We start from the raw sequence: 15,660 nt of genomic DNA, 5'->3' as shown, positions 1-15,660 counted from the left end.
TCAGTTCAGGTGTTTCTTTTTGTAGTCGTCCACCGCCGCCTTGATGGCGTCTTCGGCCAAGATAGAGCAGTGAATTTTGACGGGAGGGAGCGCCAGCTCTTCTGCGATCTGGCTGTTCTTCAGGGCCGCGGCTTCGTCCAGCGTCTTGCCCTTGACCCACTCGGTGACGAGTGAGCTGGAAGCGATGGCTGAGCCGCAGCCATAGGTCTTGAAGCGTGCGTCTTCGATCACACCTGTTTCTGGGTTGACCTTGATTTGCAACTTCATCACATCACCGCAAGCGGGGGCGCCGACCATACCGGTGCCCACGCTGTCGTCGCCCTTGTCGAAAGAACCGACGTTGCGGGGGTTTTCGTAGTGGTCAACCACTTTTTCAGAATATGCCATGGTGATTTCTCCGTATTCAGTTCAATGTGCGATGGAAAAAAGTCGAGTCAGTGGGCAGCCCACTGGATGGTGCTCAAATCAATGCCGTCCTTGTGCATTTCCCAAAGGGGGCTCAAGTCGCGCAGCTTGGCCACGTTCTCGCGGATGGTCTTGATCGCGAAGTCAATTTCTTCTTCGGTGGTCCAGCGGCCAATCGTCATGCGCAGGCTGCTGTGGGCCAACTCGTCGCTGCGGCCCAAGGCGCGCAAAACGTAGCTGGGCTCAAGGCTAGCCGACGTGCAAGCCGAACCCGACGACACCGCCAAGCCTTTGATGCCCATGATGAGTGACTCGCCTTCGACGAAATTGAAGCTCATGTTGATGTTTTGTGCCACGCGCTGCGTGGCGTGACCGTTCAAAAACACCTGCTCCATGTCGCTCAAGCCATTCATCAGGCGATCGCGCAAAACACGGGCTTTGGCGTTGTCTTGGGCCATTTCAAGCTTGGCAATGCGGAACGCCTCGCCCATGCCCACGCATTGGTGCGTGGCCAAAGAGCCCGAACGCATACCGCGCTCATGGCCGCCGCCGTGCATCTGCGCTTCAAGGCGAATGCGGGGCTTGCGGCGAACATACAAAGCGCCAATGCCCTTGGGACCATAGGTCTTGTGCGAAGCCAAGCTCATCAAGTCGATCGGCAACTGAGCCAAATCGATATCGACCTTGCCCGTGGATTGCGCTGCATCGACGTGGAACACAATGCCTTTTTCGCGGCACAAATTGCCAATCGCAGTCACATCCTGAATCACGCCAATCTCGTTGTTGACGTGCATCACGCTGACCAAGATGGTGTCGGGACGAATGGCGGCTTTGAGCACATCCATGTTCAGCAAACCGTCCTCTTGCACGTCAAGGTAAGACACCTCAAAGCCCTGACGCTCCAGCTCGCGCATGGAGTCCAGCACTGCCTTGTGCTCTGTTTTGACGGTGATCAGGTGCTTGCCGCGTGACTTGTAGAAATGCGCTGCGCCTTTGAGGGCCAGGTTGTTGGACTCGGTTGCGCCGCTGGTCCAGACGATCTCGCGGGGGTCAGCGCCGATCAGGTCAGCCACTTGCTCGCGGGCTTTTTCAACGGCGGCTTCGGCTTCCCATCCCCAAGCGTGGCTTCGGGATGCGGGGTTACCAAAGTGTTCACGCAACCAAGGCACGATGGCGTCCACCACGCGGGGATCGCAAGGGTTGGTCGCGCTGTAATCCAGATAAATGGGGAAATGCGGTGTGGTCATGGTCTGGTCTTCTTGAGAATCAGGAAATCAGGATTTGGCGAACATATTGCCCAGGTCAAACACCGAGTTGGGCACGTTGACACGAATTGGCTGGCTGATCGGCATGGGGGCAATAGCACGCTTGATGCTGGGCTTGATTTCAACCACCAAGCCTTTGGCCAATTGGTCATCCACCAGCTTTTGCAGGGACACCGAATCCAAAAACTCGACCATTTTGGAGTTGAGGGAGGCCCACAAATCGTGTGTCATGCAGCGGCCATCCCCGCCGTTGCAGTTTTCTTTGCCACCACAGTGGGTGGCATCAATGGGTTCGTCCACTGACAAAATGATGTCCGCTACCGTGATTTCGGTGGATTTACGGCCCAAGGTGTAGCCGCCACCAGGTCCACGGGTGGACTCGACCAAGTTGTGGCGACGCAGCTTGCCAAACAACTGCTCCAAATAGGACAGCGAGATCTGTTGGCGCTGGCTGATGGCGGCCAAAGTCACGGGACCGGCGTCTTGGCGCAAGGCCAAATCGATCATGGCGGTGACGGCAAAACGGCCTTTGGTGGTTAAACGCATGGCAGACTCCTGAAGTGGGTGGGAGCTTGGTCCATCACCCGCTTGAGCGGGATCCCGACTAAACGAGTCAAGTATAAACCAATCCCGATCAAATCACTCGGGTTATAGGGTTATCGAGCCAGCGCCTTGAAAACTCAAGTCAGGCGCGGATCAAAGGCAGGATGTTGTCCCCGCCAGTGGCACCAAAAGCCTGCTCTTTCAAGATGGTCAACTGGTCGCGCACCTGAGCGGCTTTTTCAAACTCCAAATTGCGGGCGTGCTCCATCATTTGCTTTTCCAGCTGTTTGATGGCGCGTGCAATGTCTTTCTCACTCATGTCCTCGACCTTGGCCCGTTGCATCGCGGCTTGCTCCAAGCGTTCAGCTTCTTTGCCCGACTTCTCGCTGTACACGCCGTCGATCAGGTCTTTCACCTTTTTGATGATGCTCTTGGGCGTGATGCCCATCGCCTCGTTGTGGGCCACTTGCTTGGTGCGGCGCCGCTCGGTCTCGCCCATGGCTTTTTTCATGGACTCGGTCATGCGGTCGGCGTACAAAATCGCCCGGCCGTTCAGGTTTCGTGCCGCACGGCCGATGGTCTGAATCAAGCTGCGCTCGGAGCGCAAGAACCCCTCTTTGTCGGCATCCAATATGGCCACCAACGAGACCTCTGGAATGTCCAAACCCTCCCGCAGCAAGTTGATGCCCACCAGCACATCAAACGCCCCAAGGCGCAGGTCACGCAAAATTTCTACCCGTTCAACGGTGTCTACATCGCTGTGCAGGTAGCGCACTTTCACGCCGTTGTCGCTGAGGTAATCGGTCAGCTGCTCGGCCATGCGTTTGGTCAGCGTGGTGATCAGCACGCGCTCTTGCTTGTCCACACGGATGCGGATTTCTTGCAGGACGTCGTCCACTTGGTGGGTGGCGGGCCGCACCTCAACCTGTGGGTCGACCAGCCCGGTGGGGCGCACCACCTGTTCAACCACCTTGCCCGAATGCGTCTTTTCATAGTCGGCAGGAGTCGCTGAAACAAAGATGCACTGGCGCATGCGCTTTTCAAACTCTTCAAATTTGAGCGGCCGGTTGTCCAGCGCACTGGGCAGTCGAAAGCCGTATTCCACCAGCGTGGTCTTGCGGGCCCGGTCGCCGTTGTACATGGCATTGAGCTGACCAATCATCTGGTGGCTCTCGTCCAAAAACATGATGGCGTCGGGCGGCATGTAGTCGGTCAGTGTGCTGGGAGCGTCGCCTGGTGCTGCGCCCGACAAGTGCCGGGTGTAGTTTTCAATGCCTTTGCAGTGGCCCACTTCGGACAGCATTTCTAAATCGAACCGGGTGCGCTGCTCCAGGCGCTGGGCTTCAACCAGCTTGCCCATGCCCACGAGTTCTTTCAGGCGTTGGGCCAGCTCGATCTTGATGGTCTCGACCGCCGCCAGCACTTTGTCACGGGGCGTTACGTAATGGCTGGACGGGTAGACCGTGAAGCGCGGAATCTTCTGCCGGATGCGCCCAGTCAGTGGATCAAACAGCTGCAGGCTGTCGATTTCGTCGTCAAACAACTCAATGCGGATCGCCAGCTCAGAATGCTCGGCCGGGAATACGTCGATGGTGTCACCGCGCACCCGGAACTTGCCCCGGCTAAATTCCATGTCATTGCGCTGGTACTGCATGCGAATGAGCTGCGCGATCACGTCGCGCTGTCCCAACTTATCGCCGGTGCGCAGCGTCATGATCATGCGGTGGTAACTCTCGGGCTCACCAATGCCGTAGATGGCGGAGACCGTGGCCACGATCACGACATCGCGCCGCTCCATGATGCTTTTGGTACACGACAAGCGCATCTGTTCGATGTGCTCGTTGATGGCCGAGTCTTTTTCGATGAACAGGTCACGCTGGGGCACATAGGCCTCGGGCTGGTAATAGTCGTAATAGCTGACGAAGTATTCGACCGCGTTCTTAGGGAAGAATTCGCGGAATTCACTGTACAGCTGCGCAGCCAAGGTTTTATTGGGCGCAAACACAATGGCCGGCCTCCCCATTTGCGCGATCACATTGGCCATGGTGAAGGTCTTGCCCGAGCCGGTCACGCCCAGCAGCGTTTGAAACACCTCACCGTTCTGCACGCCTTCGACCAACTGGGCGATGGCCACAGGCTGATCGCCCGCTGGCGGATAAGGCTGGTAAAGCTCAAAAGGCGAGCCGGGGTAGCTGACAAATTGACCCGCCGCGAAAGGGTCCGCGTCCGGTGTCGCTTCAACGATGGAAATGGGTGACAAGTTGGACATCTTTTCAAATCAACCGCTGACGAAATCAGCTGCAAAGGCCCGTTAAAATCAGGGGAAACCCGAAAGCCTAACCGAGGATCGGGTTTCCTGCCACCCATGAACACAATCCAAGGACTTTCCATGTCTCTGTTTTCCGCCGTCGAAATGGCCCCCCGCGACCCTATTTTGGGTTTGAACGAGCAATTCAACGCCGACACCAACCCCAACAAGGTCAACCTGGGCGTGGGCGTGTACTTCGATGACAACGGTAAATTGCCTCTTTTGCAGTGCGTGCAAGCGGCTGAAACCACCATGATGGCCACACCTTCTGCCCGTGGCTACTTGCCCATCGACGGCATCGTGGCCTATGACAACGCCGTCAAGGCGCTGGTGTTTGGCGCCGACTCTGACGTGGTCAAGTCGGGTCGTGTCTCCACCGTCCAAGCGATTGGCGGCACCGGCGGCCTCAAAATCGGTGCTGACTTCCTCAAAAAAGTCAGCCCCCAAGCCAAAGTGTTGATCTCTGACCCCAGCTGGGAAAACCACCGCGCCATCTTTGTGAACGCCGGTTTTGAAGTCGACACCTATGCTTACTACGACGCAGAAAAGCGCGGCGTGAACTTCGACGGCATGCTGGCCAGCCTGAACGCTGCTGCCCCCGGCACCATCGTCGTTTTGCACGCTTGCTGCCACAACCCCACCGGTTATGACATCACCGACGCTCAGTGGGCGCAAGTCATTGCCGTGGTCAAGGCCAAAGGCCTAACGGCTTTCCTCGACATGGCGTACCAAGGCTTTGGCCACGGCATTGCCGAAGACGGCGCAGTGATCGGGAAGTTTGTGGCCGCTGGTCTGAACATTTTTGTGTCCACCTCTTTCTCGAAGAGCTTCAGCCTGTACGGTGAGCGCGTGGGCGCCCTGTCGGTAGTGGCCAACGACAAAGAAGAGGCCTCTCGGGTTTTGAGTCAGCTCAAAATCGCCATCCGCACCAACTACTCCAACCCACCCATCCACGGTGGCGCAGTGGTGGCTGCAGTCTTGAACAATCCCGAACTGCGTGCTCTGTGGGAAAAAGAGCTGGGCGAGATGCGCGTGCGCATCAAGGCCATGCGCCAAAAGCTGGTGGACAGCCTCAAAGCTGCTGGCGTGCAGCAAGACATGAGTTTCATCACCACCCAGATTGGCATGTTCAGCTACTCGGGTCTGACCAAAGACCAAATGGTGCGTCTGCGCAGTGAGTTTGGCGTCTACGGCACCGACACCGGCCGCATGTGCGTGGCGGCACTCAACAGCAAAAACATCGATTACGTCTGCGCTGCCATCGCCAAAGTCGTCTGAATTGACATCCATCAAGGTTGACATACTGCTTGCCACCGCCCCAGACGGGGCGGTTTCTTTTTGGTCGGTCCGGGATGTGACTGCTGATTAGGGTACGCACTCAAAAAATACCCGGGGGTCTCCTGTACTATTGCTGCAACGCAACATTTTGTTGCAAGGAAACTGAAAAATGCTCTACCAGATCTTCGAAACACAACGCTCGATCATGGAACCTTTTTCCGATCTGGCACAAGCTGCTGCCAAGCTCTACAGCAACCCCTTGAATCCCATGGCGCAAACGCCTCTGGCACAGCGCGTGTCTGCTGGCTACGCCTTGATGCACCGTTTGGGCAAAGACTACGAAAAACCAGAATTCGGCATCAAGACCGTGAAGGTCAACCGGGTCGATGTGGCCATCCACGAGCGCATCGAGATCGACAAGCCTTTTTGCGAATTGCGCCGCTTCAAGCGCTTCTCGGACGACGCGGCCACATTGACTCAACTCAAGTCGCAACCCGTGGTGCTGATCGTGGCGCCCTTGTCGGGCCACTACGCCACCTTGCTGCGCGACACCGTCAAGACCATGCTGCAAGATCACAAGGTCTACATCACCGATTGGAAAAACGCCCGCTTGGTTCCCTTGTCCGAGGGTGAATTCCATTTGGACGACTACATCAACTACGTGCAAGAGTTCATTCGCCACCTGCAAGCCACCTATGGCCATTGCCATGTGGTCAGTGTTTGTCAGCCGACGGTGCCGGTATTGGCCGCCGTGTCCCTGATGTCCAGCCGAGGCGAGAAGACTCCGCTGACCATGACCATGATGGGCGGCCCCATTGATGCGCGCAAGTCGCCCACCTCGGTCAACAACCTGGCCACCAACAAAAGTTTTGAGTGGTTTGAGAACAACGTGATTTACCGCGTGCCGGCGAACTTCCCCGGTGCTGGCCGTCGTGTTTATCCCGGCTTTTTGCAGTACACCGGCTTCGTGGCCATGAACCCCGACCGCCACGCCAACAGCCACTACGACTACTTCAAAGACCTGATCAAAGGTGACGACGCCAGCGCTGAAGCCCACCGCAAGTTCTACGACGAGTACAACGCCGTCCTCGACATGGACGCTGATTACTACCTGGAAACCATCCAGACGGTGTTTCAAGACTTCAAACTGGTCAATGGCACTTGGGATGTCAAGGGCGTTGACGGCAAAGTAGAACGCGTTCGCCCACAAGACATCAAGGGCACTGCGCTGATGACAGTCGAAGGGGAATTGGACGATATCTCTGGCTCAGGCCAAACCCGTGCCGCCCAAGACCTTTGCACGGGTGTACCCGCCAGTGTGCGCAAGCACTTGGAGGTGGAGGGCGCGGGTCACTATGGCATCTTCAGCGGGCGCCGCTGGCGGGACATGGTTTATCCGCAATTGGTCAAGTTCATCTTGAACCATGCGCCCAAAACAGCCAGCAAAACACCTGCACCCGTTAAGCCTAGGGTCGAAGTGAAGATTGCTGCAAAACCGGCAAAAAAGGTTGTCACAAAGGCCGTCACAAAGGCTGCGGCGAAACCCGTGACCAAGCCTGCTGCGAAGGCCGTTGCAAAGGCCGAATCCAAAACGCCAGCTCAAGCCCCGGTCAAAGCAGCCGCCAAAACCAAACCACCGGTCAAAACCGCCTGGGTTCAAACCGCCAAAAAAGCCTGAGGTCCATGCCGTCCTTGATCAGAACAGCGCCTGAGACCCAGGCGCTTTTTCTATTGCTGAACGATGCGCTGCCCCAAACGCAGTGCACACGGTGTGGGTTTCCGGATTGCGCAGCCTATGCCCGCGCCATGGCCGAAGGTCAGGCGGCCATCAACCAATGCCCGCCGGGTGGTCAAGAAGGCATTGAACGTCTGGCCGCACTCACAGGTCAGCCCGTTTTGCCGCTCAACCCCGCGCATGGCACGGAAGGACCACGCAAGGTGGCCCTCATCGACGAGGCCTGGTGCATTGGCTGCACGCTGTGCATCAAGGCATGCCCGACCGATGCGATTTTGGGGGCCAACAAACTGATGCACACGGTGATCGAGCCTTGGTGCACGGGCTGCGAGCTGTGCATACCGGTTTGCCCGGTGGACTGCATTGCACTGGAAAACGTGACGGACACGCGCACAGGCTGGGCAGCATGGTCCAAGCATGAAGCGCAAACGGCCCTCACACGGTATGCGTCACGCCAAGAACGGCTAGCGCGAGATGATGCCGCCCACCAAGCATGGCTGATCACCGAGGCTGAGCACACCATGGCCGACTTGCCCGCCCACACCAAGGGCGCAGACAAGCCTGCCGAAATGGACCGCAAACGCGCCATCATCGAAGCGGCACTGGCCAAAGCAAAAGCCCGTCAGACCGGAGCATGACGGGCTTTTGAAGCAGCTTGTCGGGGCTGAAGCCACCGACCTGCAAATCTCGGTCGATCAGACCTTCAGGTCCGACACCACTCAATGCGAAGCGGCTGCCAAAGCAGCAAATGCCTTCACCACCTCTGGCGGTGCCTGCACCAGCTCGATCAACACACCCTCCCCGCCAATCGGAAATTCATCGCTGGCCTTGGGATGCAAAAACGTGATGTCAAAACCGGCAGCGCCCTTGCGGATGCCGCCGGGCGCAAAGCGCACGCCTTGCGCTGTGAGCCACTCCACCGCGACCGGCAAATCGTCGATCCACAGGCCGATGTGGTTGAGTGGCGTGGTGTGCACGGCGGGCTTTTTATCGGGATCCAACGGCTGCATCAAATCAACTTCAATTTTGAAGGGACCCACACCAATGGCGCAAATGTCTTCGTCCACGTTCTCGCGTTCACTTTTGTAGGTACCCGTGACCTCCAGGCCAAACATGTCAACCCAGAGTTTTTGCAGACGAGACTTGTCGGGCCCGCCGATGGCGATTTGCTGAACGCCCAGCACCTTGAAGGGACGGTTCATTTATTCAAACTCCACAATCATTTGATCCACCGTGAGCGACTCGCCTTTGGTGGCCACCACCTTCTTCACTACGCCATCTGCGGCGGCAAACAAGACGTTTTCCATCTTCATGGCTTCGATCACGGCCACGCGTTCGCCCGCTTGCACCTTTTGACCGGGCGTCACCGACACTTCGACCAGCAAACCGGGCATAGGCGACAGCACAAACTTGCTCAAATCGGGCGGCGCCTTGTAAGGCATGAGCTTGTGCAACTCGGCCATACGAGGCGACATCACCAGCGCTTCAATGCGCGTGCCGTTGTGCTGCACTTGCAAAGCCAGGGGGTTTTTCAAAGTGCCACGCTCGACCTGTGCGATGAACGGCTTGCCATTGCAAGTGCCAACAATGCGAATATCGTTCAGGCGCGAATTGCTGGCAATCGCATAGGTTTTGCCATTCACCGTGATTTGTGCTTCACCGTGCTTGCCTGAAAATTCGGCAACATGCACTGGCACATAGCGGTTGTTGCCCTCTTTGCCCAATTCCACCACGGCATAGTCTTGGCCCACTTGCACGTCGTAGCCCGGCAGTTGACCACTCAAACTCGCTGCACGCTCACGCGACTTGCGGCGCACAAATGCGGCCAATGCCGCCAAAAAGTCGTGGTCGTCGTGTGGCACGTCTTCGGCTCGGAAACCCTGGCTGTACTGCTCGGCGATGAAGCCGGTATTGAAATCACCCGAGACAAAACGAGGGTGCGCCAACAAGGCCGCTTGGAACGGAATGTTTGAGCTGATGCCGCGAATCACAAAACCGTTGAGAGCTTCGCGCATTTTGGCAATCGCCTCATTGCGGTCTTTGCCATGCACGATGAGCTTGGCGATCATCGAGTCGTAAAACATCGGGATCTCGCCGCCGTCTTGCACACCGGTGTCCACGCGCACGCCATACAGGTCTTGCGTGTTGCCCTGGAACATGGTTTGCATTGGCGTCTGGAAACGCACCAAACGGCCCGTGGAGGGCAAGAAATTGCGGAACGGGTCCTCGGCATTGATGCGACATTCGATGGACCAGCCATTGCGCTTCACATCAGCTTGGCCAAAAGCCAGTTTTTCACCTGCAGCGACGCGGATCATCTGCTCCACCAAGTCGAGGCCAGTGATGGCTTCGGTGACAGGGTGCTCCACCTGCAGGCGGGTGTTCATCTCCAAAAAGTAAAAGCTCTGGTCCTTGCCGACCACAAACTCCACTGTGCCAGCCGACTGGTATTTCACCGCCTTGGCCAGTTGCACCGCTTGCTCGCCCATGGCTTTGCGGGTGGCATCAGAAATAAAAGGTGAGGGCGCTTCTTCAATCACTTTTTGGTGGCGGCGCTGGATCGAGCACTCGCGCTCGTTCAGGTACACCACGTTGCCATGGCTGTCGCCCAAAATCTGGATTTCGATGTGGCGAGGTTCTTCAACAAACTTCTCAATGAACACACGGTCATCGCCAAAGCTGTTGCGCGCTTCGTTGCGGCATGAGGTGAAGCCTTCAAAGGCTTCTTTGTCATTGAAGGCCACGCGAAGGCCTTTGCCACCTCCACCCGCTGACGCTTTGATCATCACAGGGTAACCAATGCCTTTGGCGATTTCAACGGCTTTCTCGGCTGTGTCGATCGCATCGTTCACACCGGGAATGCAGTTCACGCCTGCAGCACCCGCGAGTTTTTTGGATTCAATCTTGTCGCCCATGGCGGCAATAGAGAAGTGGCGCGGGCCAATAAAGGCGATGCCCTCTTCTTCGCAACGCTTGGAGAACTCGGCGTTCTCGCTCAAGAAGCCATAGCCGGGGTGAATAGCTTGGGCGCCCTTCGCTTTGGCAGCAGCAATGATTTTGTCGGCCACGAGGTACGACTCGCGGGATGGCGCAGGGCCAATCAACACGGCTTCGTCAGCCAGTTGTACGTGGCGGGCTTCTTTGTCGGCTTCAGAGTAAACTGCCACGGTTTGAATGCCCATCTTGTGGGCGGTGGCAATGACGCGGCAAGCAATTTCACCGCGGTTGGCAATCAGAATTTTGGTAAACATGTTCTTCTTCTCCTTCGGGCTTACAGCGGAATGTTCCCGTGCTTGCGCCAGGGGTTCTCGATTTTTTTGTCTTTCAGCATGACCAGCGAGCGGCAGATGCGCTTGCGGGTTTCGTGCGGCTGAATCACGTCGTCGATGAAACCGCGAGCGCCTGCCACAAAGGGGTTGGCAAAGCGGGCTTTGTATTCGGCCTCTTTGGCGGCCAGCTTTTCGGGGTCACCCTTGTCTTCGCGGAAGATGATCTCCACCGCGCCCTTGGCACCCATGACTGCGATTTCAGCGTTGGGCCAAGCAAAGTTCACGTCGCCGCGCAAGTGCTTGGAGGCCATCACGTCGTAGGCGCCGCCGTAGGCTTTGCGGGTGATGACGGTGATTTTGGGCACAGTGCACTCCGCGTAGGCATAGAGCAACTTCGCACCGTGTTTGATGATGCCGCCGTACTCTTGTGAAGTGCCAGGCATGAAGCCGGGCACATCGACAAAGGTGACCACGGGGATGTTGAACGCGTCGCAAAAACGCACAAATCGTGCAGCCTTGATGGAGCTCTTGATGTCGAGGCAACCCGCCAAAACCAAGGGCTGGTTGGCCACGATCCCCACGGTTTGGCCTTCCATGCGGGCAAAGCCAATCAGGATGTTTTTGGCGTAGTCGGGTTGCAGCTCAAAGAAATCGCCATCGTCCACAGTTTTGACGATGAGTTCCTTCATGTCATAGGCTTTGTTGGGGTTATCTGGCACCAAGGTGTCGAGGCTCATGTCCATGCGACCTGACGGATCACCGCTTTTGCGCACTGGGGCTTTTTCGCGGTTGTTGAGCGGCAGGTAGTTGTAGAGTCGGCGCAGCATCAGCAGCGCTTCCACATCGTTCTCGAAAGCCATGTCGGCCACGCCGCTTTTGGTGGTGTGCGTCAGGGCACCGCCCAATTCTTCGGCCGTCACTTCCTCGTGCGTGACGGTCTTGACCACTTCGGGGCCCGTCACGAACATGTAAGACGTGTCTTTGACCATGAAGATGAAATCGGTGAGCGCGGGCGAATACACCGCACCACCGGCTGATGGGCCCATGATCATGCTGATCTGCGGCACCACGCCGCTGGCCATCACATTGCGCTGGAATACATCGGCATATCCGCCCAATGACGCAACGCCTTCTTGAATACGCGCACCGCCTGAATCGTTCAGGCCAATCACCGGAGCGCCGACCTTCATGGCCTGGTCCATGATCTTGCAAATTTTCTCGGCATGCGTCTCTGACAAAGCGCCGCCGTACACCGTGAAGTCTTGGCTGTACACAAAGACCAAACGGCCATTGATCATGCCGTAGCCAGTGACCACGCCATCGCCCGGGATCTTGTTGTCTTGCATGCCAAAGTCAGTGCAGCGGTGCTCGACAAACATGTCCCACTCTTCAAAGGTGCCCTCGTCCAGCAGCACTTCAATGCGCTCACGCGCGGTGAGTTTGCCTTTGGCGTGCTGCGCGTCGATGCGCTTTTGCCCGCCGCCCAAACGTGCCGCAGCCCGCTTTTTTTCCAGTTGTTCAATGATGTCTTGCATGGTGGCTCTCTCTTTTCTTCAGGAAGATGGCAGATTCAACCCTGCGCTTGGTAGGCGCTGAGCAGTTGACGGGCAGCCGTTGACGCGGCGAGTTGACCCGCTGCGACTTGTTGGCTGAGTTGGGGCAACAGCGTTTGCACACGTGTCTGCGCCCGAAAGTTGTGTTTGAGGCCGGCATCGATGCGCTCCCACATCCATGACAGGGCTTGTTGTTGACGGCGAAGGGCCAAACGTCCGTTCGTCGTTTGCAGGCTCCTGAACTCGCTGACCGAAGCCCAAAAACCATCCACGCCCTGGCCCAGCAAAGCGCTGAGCTGCACCACCTTGGGGTGCCACTGGGTGGTATCGGCGTGCGCATGGCCTGAGCCGCCGTGCATACCGAGAAGCTGCAAGGCGCTGGTGATTTGAAGCTCGGCGCGGGTGGCTGCAATGGCGTCGATGTCGGCCTTGTTGATGACCACCAGATCGGCAATCTCCATCACGCCTTTTTTGATGGCCTGCAAATCATCGCCCGCGTTGGGCAGTTGCATGAGCACAAACATGTCGGTCATGTTGGCCACGGCCGTCTCAGATTGACCCACGCCTACCGTCTCGACGATCACCACGTCGTAGCCAGCGGCTTCGCAGACCAGCATGGACTCGCGGGTTTTTTCGGCCACGCCGCCCAATGTGCCGCTGCTGGGGCTGGGGCGAATGTAAGCACGCTCGTGCACGCTGAGCAACTCCATGCGCGTCTTGTCACCCAGAATCGATCCGCCCGATACGGTGCTGGACGGGTCGACTGCCAACACCGCCACGCGATGGCCATGGCCAATCAGGTACAAGCCCAGCGCCTCAATGAACGTGGACTTGCCCACGCCTGGCACGCCGCTGATGCCGAGGCGGAATGAGTTGCCGGAGTGCGGCAGCATGGCCGTGAGCAACTCGTCGGCCAGCGCACGGTGGTCTGCACGCGTGGATTCGAGCAGCGTGATGGCTTTGGCCATGGCGCGGCGCTGCACAGGCGCATCGCCTTGCAGCAAACCTGCGAGCAACTGATCCGGCGTCACGGCTGAGTCCTGTCTTTGGACATCAAGCCAAAGCCTTCTTGATCTGCTCCAGCACATCCTTGGCGCTGACCGGAATCGGGGTACCGGGGCCATAGATGCCTTTGACGCCCGCTTCATAAAGCATGTCGTAGTCTTGGCGAGGAATCACACCGCCCACGAACACGATGATGTCGTCAGCGCCCTGCTTTTTCAGCTCGGCAATGATGGCGGGCACCAGGGTTTTGTGGCCGGCAGCCAAGGTGCTCACGCCCACAGCGTGCACGTCGTTTTCAATCGCTTGGCGAGCGCACTCTTCAGGGGTCTGGAACAGCGGGCCCATGTCCACGTCGTAGCCCAGGTCGGCAAACGCAGTGGCCACCACTTTGGCGCCACGGTCGTGGCCGTCTTGGCCGAGTTTGGAGATCATCACGCGAGGGCGTCTTCCATGCGCGTCTGCAAAGGCGGCGATGTCGGCTTTGAGCTGGTTCCAGTATTCCATGGTGTCTCCCACGTTCTCACCGTCGTCGTAAGCAGCGGCGTAAACGCCCGTGACCTTTTGCGTGTCAGCGCGGTGGCGGCCAAAGGCTTTTTCCAGCGCGTCGGAAATCTCACCCACCGTGGCGCGCAGACGCACGGCCTGGATGGACAGGTCGAGCAGGTTACCCTGGCCCGATTCTGCGGATGTGCTCAGCGCGTCCAGCGCGGCCTGCACCTTGGCGCTGTCGCGGCTGGCGCGGATCTTGGCCAAGCGTTCGATCTGGCCGTCGCGCACCTTGACATTGTCGATCGACAAGGTCTCGATCGGGTCTTCTTTGGCCAGCTTGTATTTGTTCACGCCCACGATGACGTCTTTGCCAGAGTCGATACGGGCCTGCTTTTCGGCTGCGGCCGCTTCAATTTTGAGCTTGGCCCAGCCGCTGCCCACCGCCTTGGTCATGCCGCCCATGGCCTCGACTTCTTCGATGATGGCCCAGGCCTTGTCGGCCATTTCTTGCGTCAGGCTCTCCATCATGTAGCTGCCAGCCCAGGGGTCGATCACGTTGGTGATGTGAGTTTCTTCTTGGATGATGAGCTGCGTGTTGCGGGCGATGCGCGAGCTGAATTCGGTGGGCAAGGCAATCGCCTCGTCAAACGAATTGGTGTGCAGCGACTGGGTACCGCCAAACACAGCCGCCATGGCCTCGATGGTGGTTCGCACCACGTTGTTGTAGGGGTCTTGCTCTGTCAGCGACCAGCCGGAAGTCTGGCTGTGCGTGCGCAACATCAGGCTCTTGGGGTTCTTGGCGTCAAAGCCCTTCATGATGCGGCACCACAGCAAGCGGGCCGCACGCATCTTGGCGATCTCCAGATAGAAGTTCATGCCCACCGCCCAGAAGAAGGACAGGCGACCGGCGAACTCGTCCACATCCATGCCCTTGGCAATGGCGGTTTTCACATACTCTTTGCCGTCGGCTAGGGTGAACGCCATCTCCAGCGCTTGGTTGGCACCGGCTTCTTGCATGTGGTAACCCGAGATCGAGATGGAGTTGAACTTGGGCATGTTCTTGGCCGTGTACTCGATGATGTCGCCAATGATCTTCATCGACGGCTCAGGCGGGTAGATGTATGTGTTGCGCACCATGAACTCTTTCAGAATGTCGTTCTGAATCGTTCCGGAGAGTTTGTCCTGTGAGACGCCCTGCTCTTCGGCGGCCACCACATAACCGGCCAACACGGGCAGCACAGCACCATTCATGGTCATGGACACGCTGACCTTGTCCAGCGGGATCTGGTCAAACAAAATCTTCATGTCCTCGACCGAGTCAATCGCCACGCCGGCCTTGCCCACATCACCCGTCACACGTGGGTGATCGGAGTCATAGCCGCGGTGCGTGGCCAGGTCAAACGCCACCGACACGCCCTGCCCGCCCGCAGCCAGCGCCTTGCGATAAAACGCATTGGATTCTTCGGCCGTAGAAAAACCGGCGTACTGGCGGATCGTCCACGGGCGCACCGCATACATGGTGGCCTGCGGGCCGCGCAAGAAGGGCTCGAAGCCGGGCAATGTGTTGGCGTAAGGCAGGTTGGCCGTGTCTTCGGCGGTGTAGAGGGGCTTGACGACGATGCCGTCGGGCGTCTTCCAGTTCAGGGCGCTCACATCGCCACCAGGGGCGGATTTGACCGCTGCTTTTTGCCAAGCTTCCAAGTTGGAGGCGTTGAATTCAAAGGATTTAGACGTCATGGCGCTGTGCTTTCGGGTCAAAGATGGCTGTGCCGGATTTTGGCAGCTTGCGGCTGCCTACTGGCTTACAGGT

The 15,660-nt window shown here is 57.9% G+C and carries 12 protein-coding genes; 3 read left to right on the top strand and 9 right to left on the bottom strand.

Features of this window, described 5'->3' with window-relative positions; genetic code table 11:
• The 4 genes from iscU to uvrB all read right to left on the bottom strand — a co-directional run bounded on the left by iscU (window position 1) and on the right by uvrB (window position 4,482).
• Window positions 1–387 (bottom strand): Fe-S cluster assembly scaffold IscU, encoded by a 387-nt coding sequence (gene iscU, locus Q1M54_RS04625; RefSeq protein WP_019425276.1) that lies wholly within the window; start codon window positions 385–387, stop codon window positions 1–3.
• A gap of 47 nt (window positions 388–434) precedes the next feature.
• Complete coding sequence (locus Q1M54_RS04620) at window positions 435–1,652, bottom strand: IscS subfamily cysteine desulfurase (protein WP_300554478.1); 1,218 nt, start codon at window positions 1,650–1,652, stop codon at window positions 435–437.
• Window positions 1,653–1,679: 27 nt separating this feature from the next.
• A complete protein-coding gene (iscR, locus tag Q1M54_RS04615) occupies window positions 1,680–2,216 on the bottom strand; it encodes a Fe-S cluster assembly transcriptional regulator IscR (RefSeq protein ID WP_300554476.1) in 537 nt (178 codons plus the stop codon).
• A gap of 139 nt (window positions 2,217–2,355) precedes the next feature.
• Window positions 2,356–4,482: an excinuclease ABC subunit UvrB gene (uvrB, locus tag Q1M54_RS04610; protein ID WP_300554474.1), complete on the bottom strand. Its 2,127-nt coding sequence runs from the start codon at window positions 4,480–4,482 to the stop codon at window positions 2,356–2,358.
• A 120-nt stretch (window positions 4,483–4,602) separates the two neighbouring features.
• Between uvrB and Q1M54_RS04605 the strand changes: the two genes are divergently transcribed.
• From Q1M54_RS04605 to rsxB, 3 genes are all read left to right on the top strand, one after another.
• Window positions 4,603–5,799 (top strand): amino acid aminotransferase, encoded by a 1,197-nt coding sequence (locus tag Q1M54_RS04605; protein WP_300554472.1) that lies wholly within the window; start codon window positions 4,603–4,605, stop codon window positions 5,797–5,799.
• A gap of 169 nt (window positions 5,800–5,968) precedes the next feature.
• On the top strand, window positions 5,969–7,477 hold the full coding sequence (gene phaZ, locus Q1M54_RS04600) for a polyhydroxyalkanoate depolymerase (RefSeq protein ID WP_300554470.1): 1,509 nt from the start codon (window positions 5,969–5,971) through the stop codon (window positions 7,475–7,477).
• A 5-nt stretch (window positions 7,478–7,482) separates the two neighbouring features.
• A complete protein-coding gene (gene rsxB / locus Q1M54_RS04595; protein ID WP_300554467.1) occupies window positions 7,483–8,172 on the top strand; it encodes an electron transport complex subunit RsxB in 690 nt (229 codons plus the stop codon).
• 81 nt (window positions 8,173–8,253) lie between these two features.
• On the opposite strand, the gene Q1M54_RS04590 is transcribed toward rsxB, so the two are convergent.
• From Q1M54_RS04590 to scpA, 5 genes are read right to left on the bottom strand one after another with little or no spacing between them, the layout of a single operon-like run.
• Entirely contained in the window at window positions 8,254–8,736 is a 483-nt protein-coding gene (locus Q1M54_RS04590; RefSeq protein WP_300554465.1) for a VOC family protein, read from the bottom strand.
• On the bottom strand, window positions 8,737–10,785 hold the full coding sequence (locus Q1M54_RS04585; protein WP_300554463.1) for an acetyl/propionyl/methylcrotonyl-CoA carboxylase subunit alpha: 2,049 nt from the start codon (window positions 10,783–10,785) through the stop codon (window positions 8,737–8,739).
• 20 nt (window positions 10,786–10,805) lie between these two features.
• Window positions 10,806–12,338: an acyl-CoA carboxylase subunit beta gene (locus Q1M54_RS04580; protein WP_300554461.1), complete on the bottom strand. Its 1,533-nt coding sequence runs from the start codon at window positions 12,336–12,338 to the stop codon at window positions 10,806–10,808.
• 35 nt (window positions 12,339–12,373) lie between these two features.
• On the bottom strand, window positions 12,374–13,387 hold the full coding sequence (gene meaB, locus Q1M54_RS04575) for a methylmalonyl Co-A mutase-associated GTPase MeaB (protein ID WP_300554459.1): 1,014 nt from the start codon (window positions 13,385–13,387) through the stop codon (window positions 12,374–12,376).
• 22 nt (window positions 13,388–13,409) lie between these two features.
• A complete protein-coding gene (gene scpA / locus Q1M54_RS04570; RefSeq protein WP_300554453.1) occupies window positions 13,410–15,587 on the bottom strand; it encodes a methylmalonyl-CoA mutase in 2,178 nt (725 codons plus the stop codon).
• Window positions 15,588–15,660 lie beyond the last annotated feature (73 nt).

The organism is Limnohabitans sp. Rim8 (assembly GCF_943326455.1).
Classification (GTDB): Bacteria; Pseudomonadota; Gammaproteobacteria; order Burkholderiales; family Burkholderiaceae_C; genus Limnohabitans_A.
This window is presented reverse-complemented; position numbering and strand designations above follow the sequence as displayed.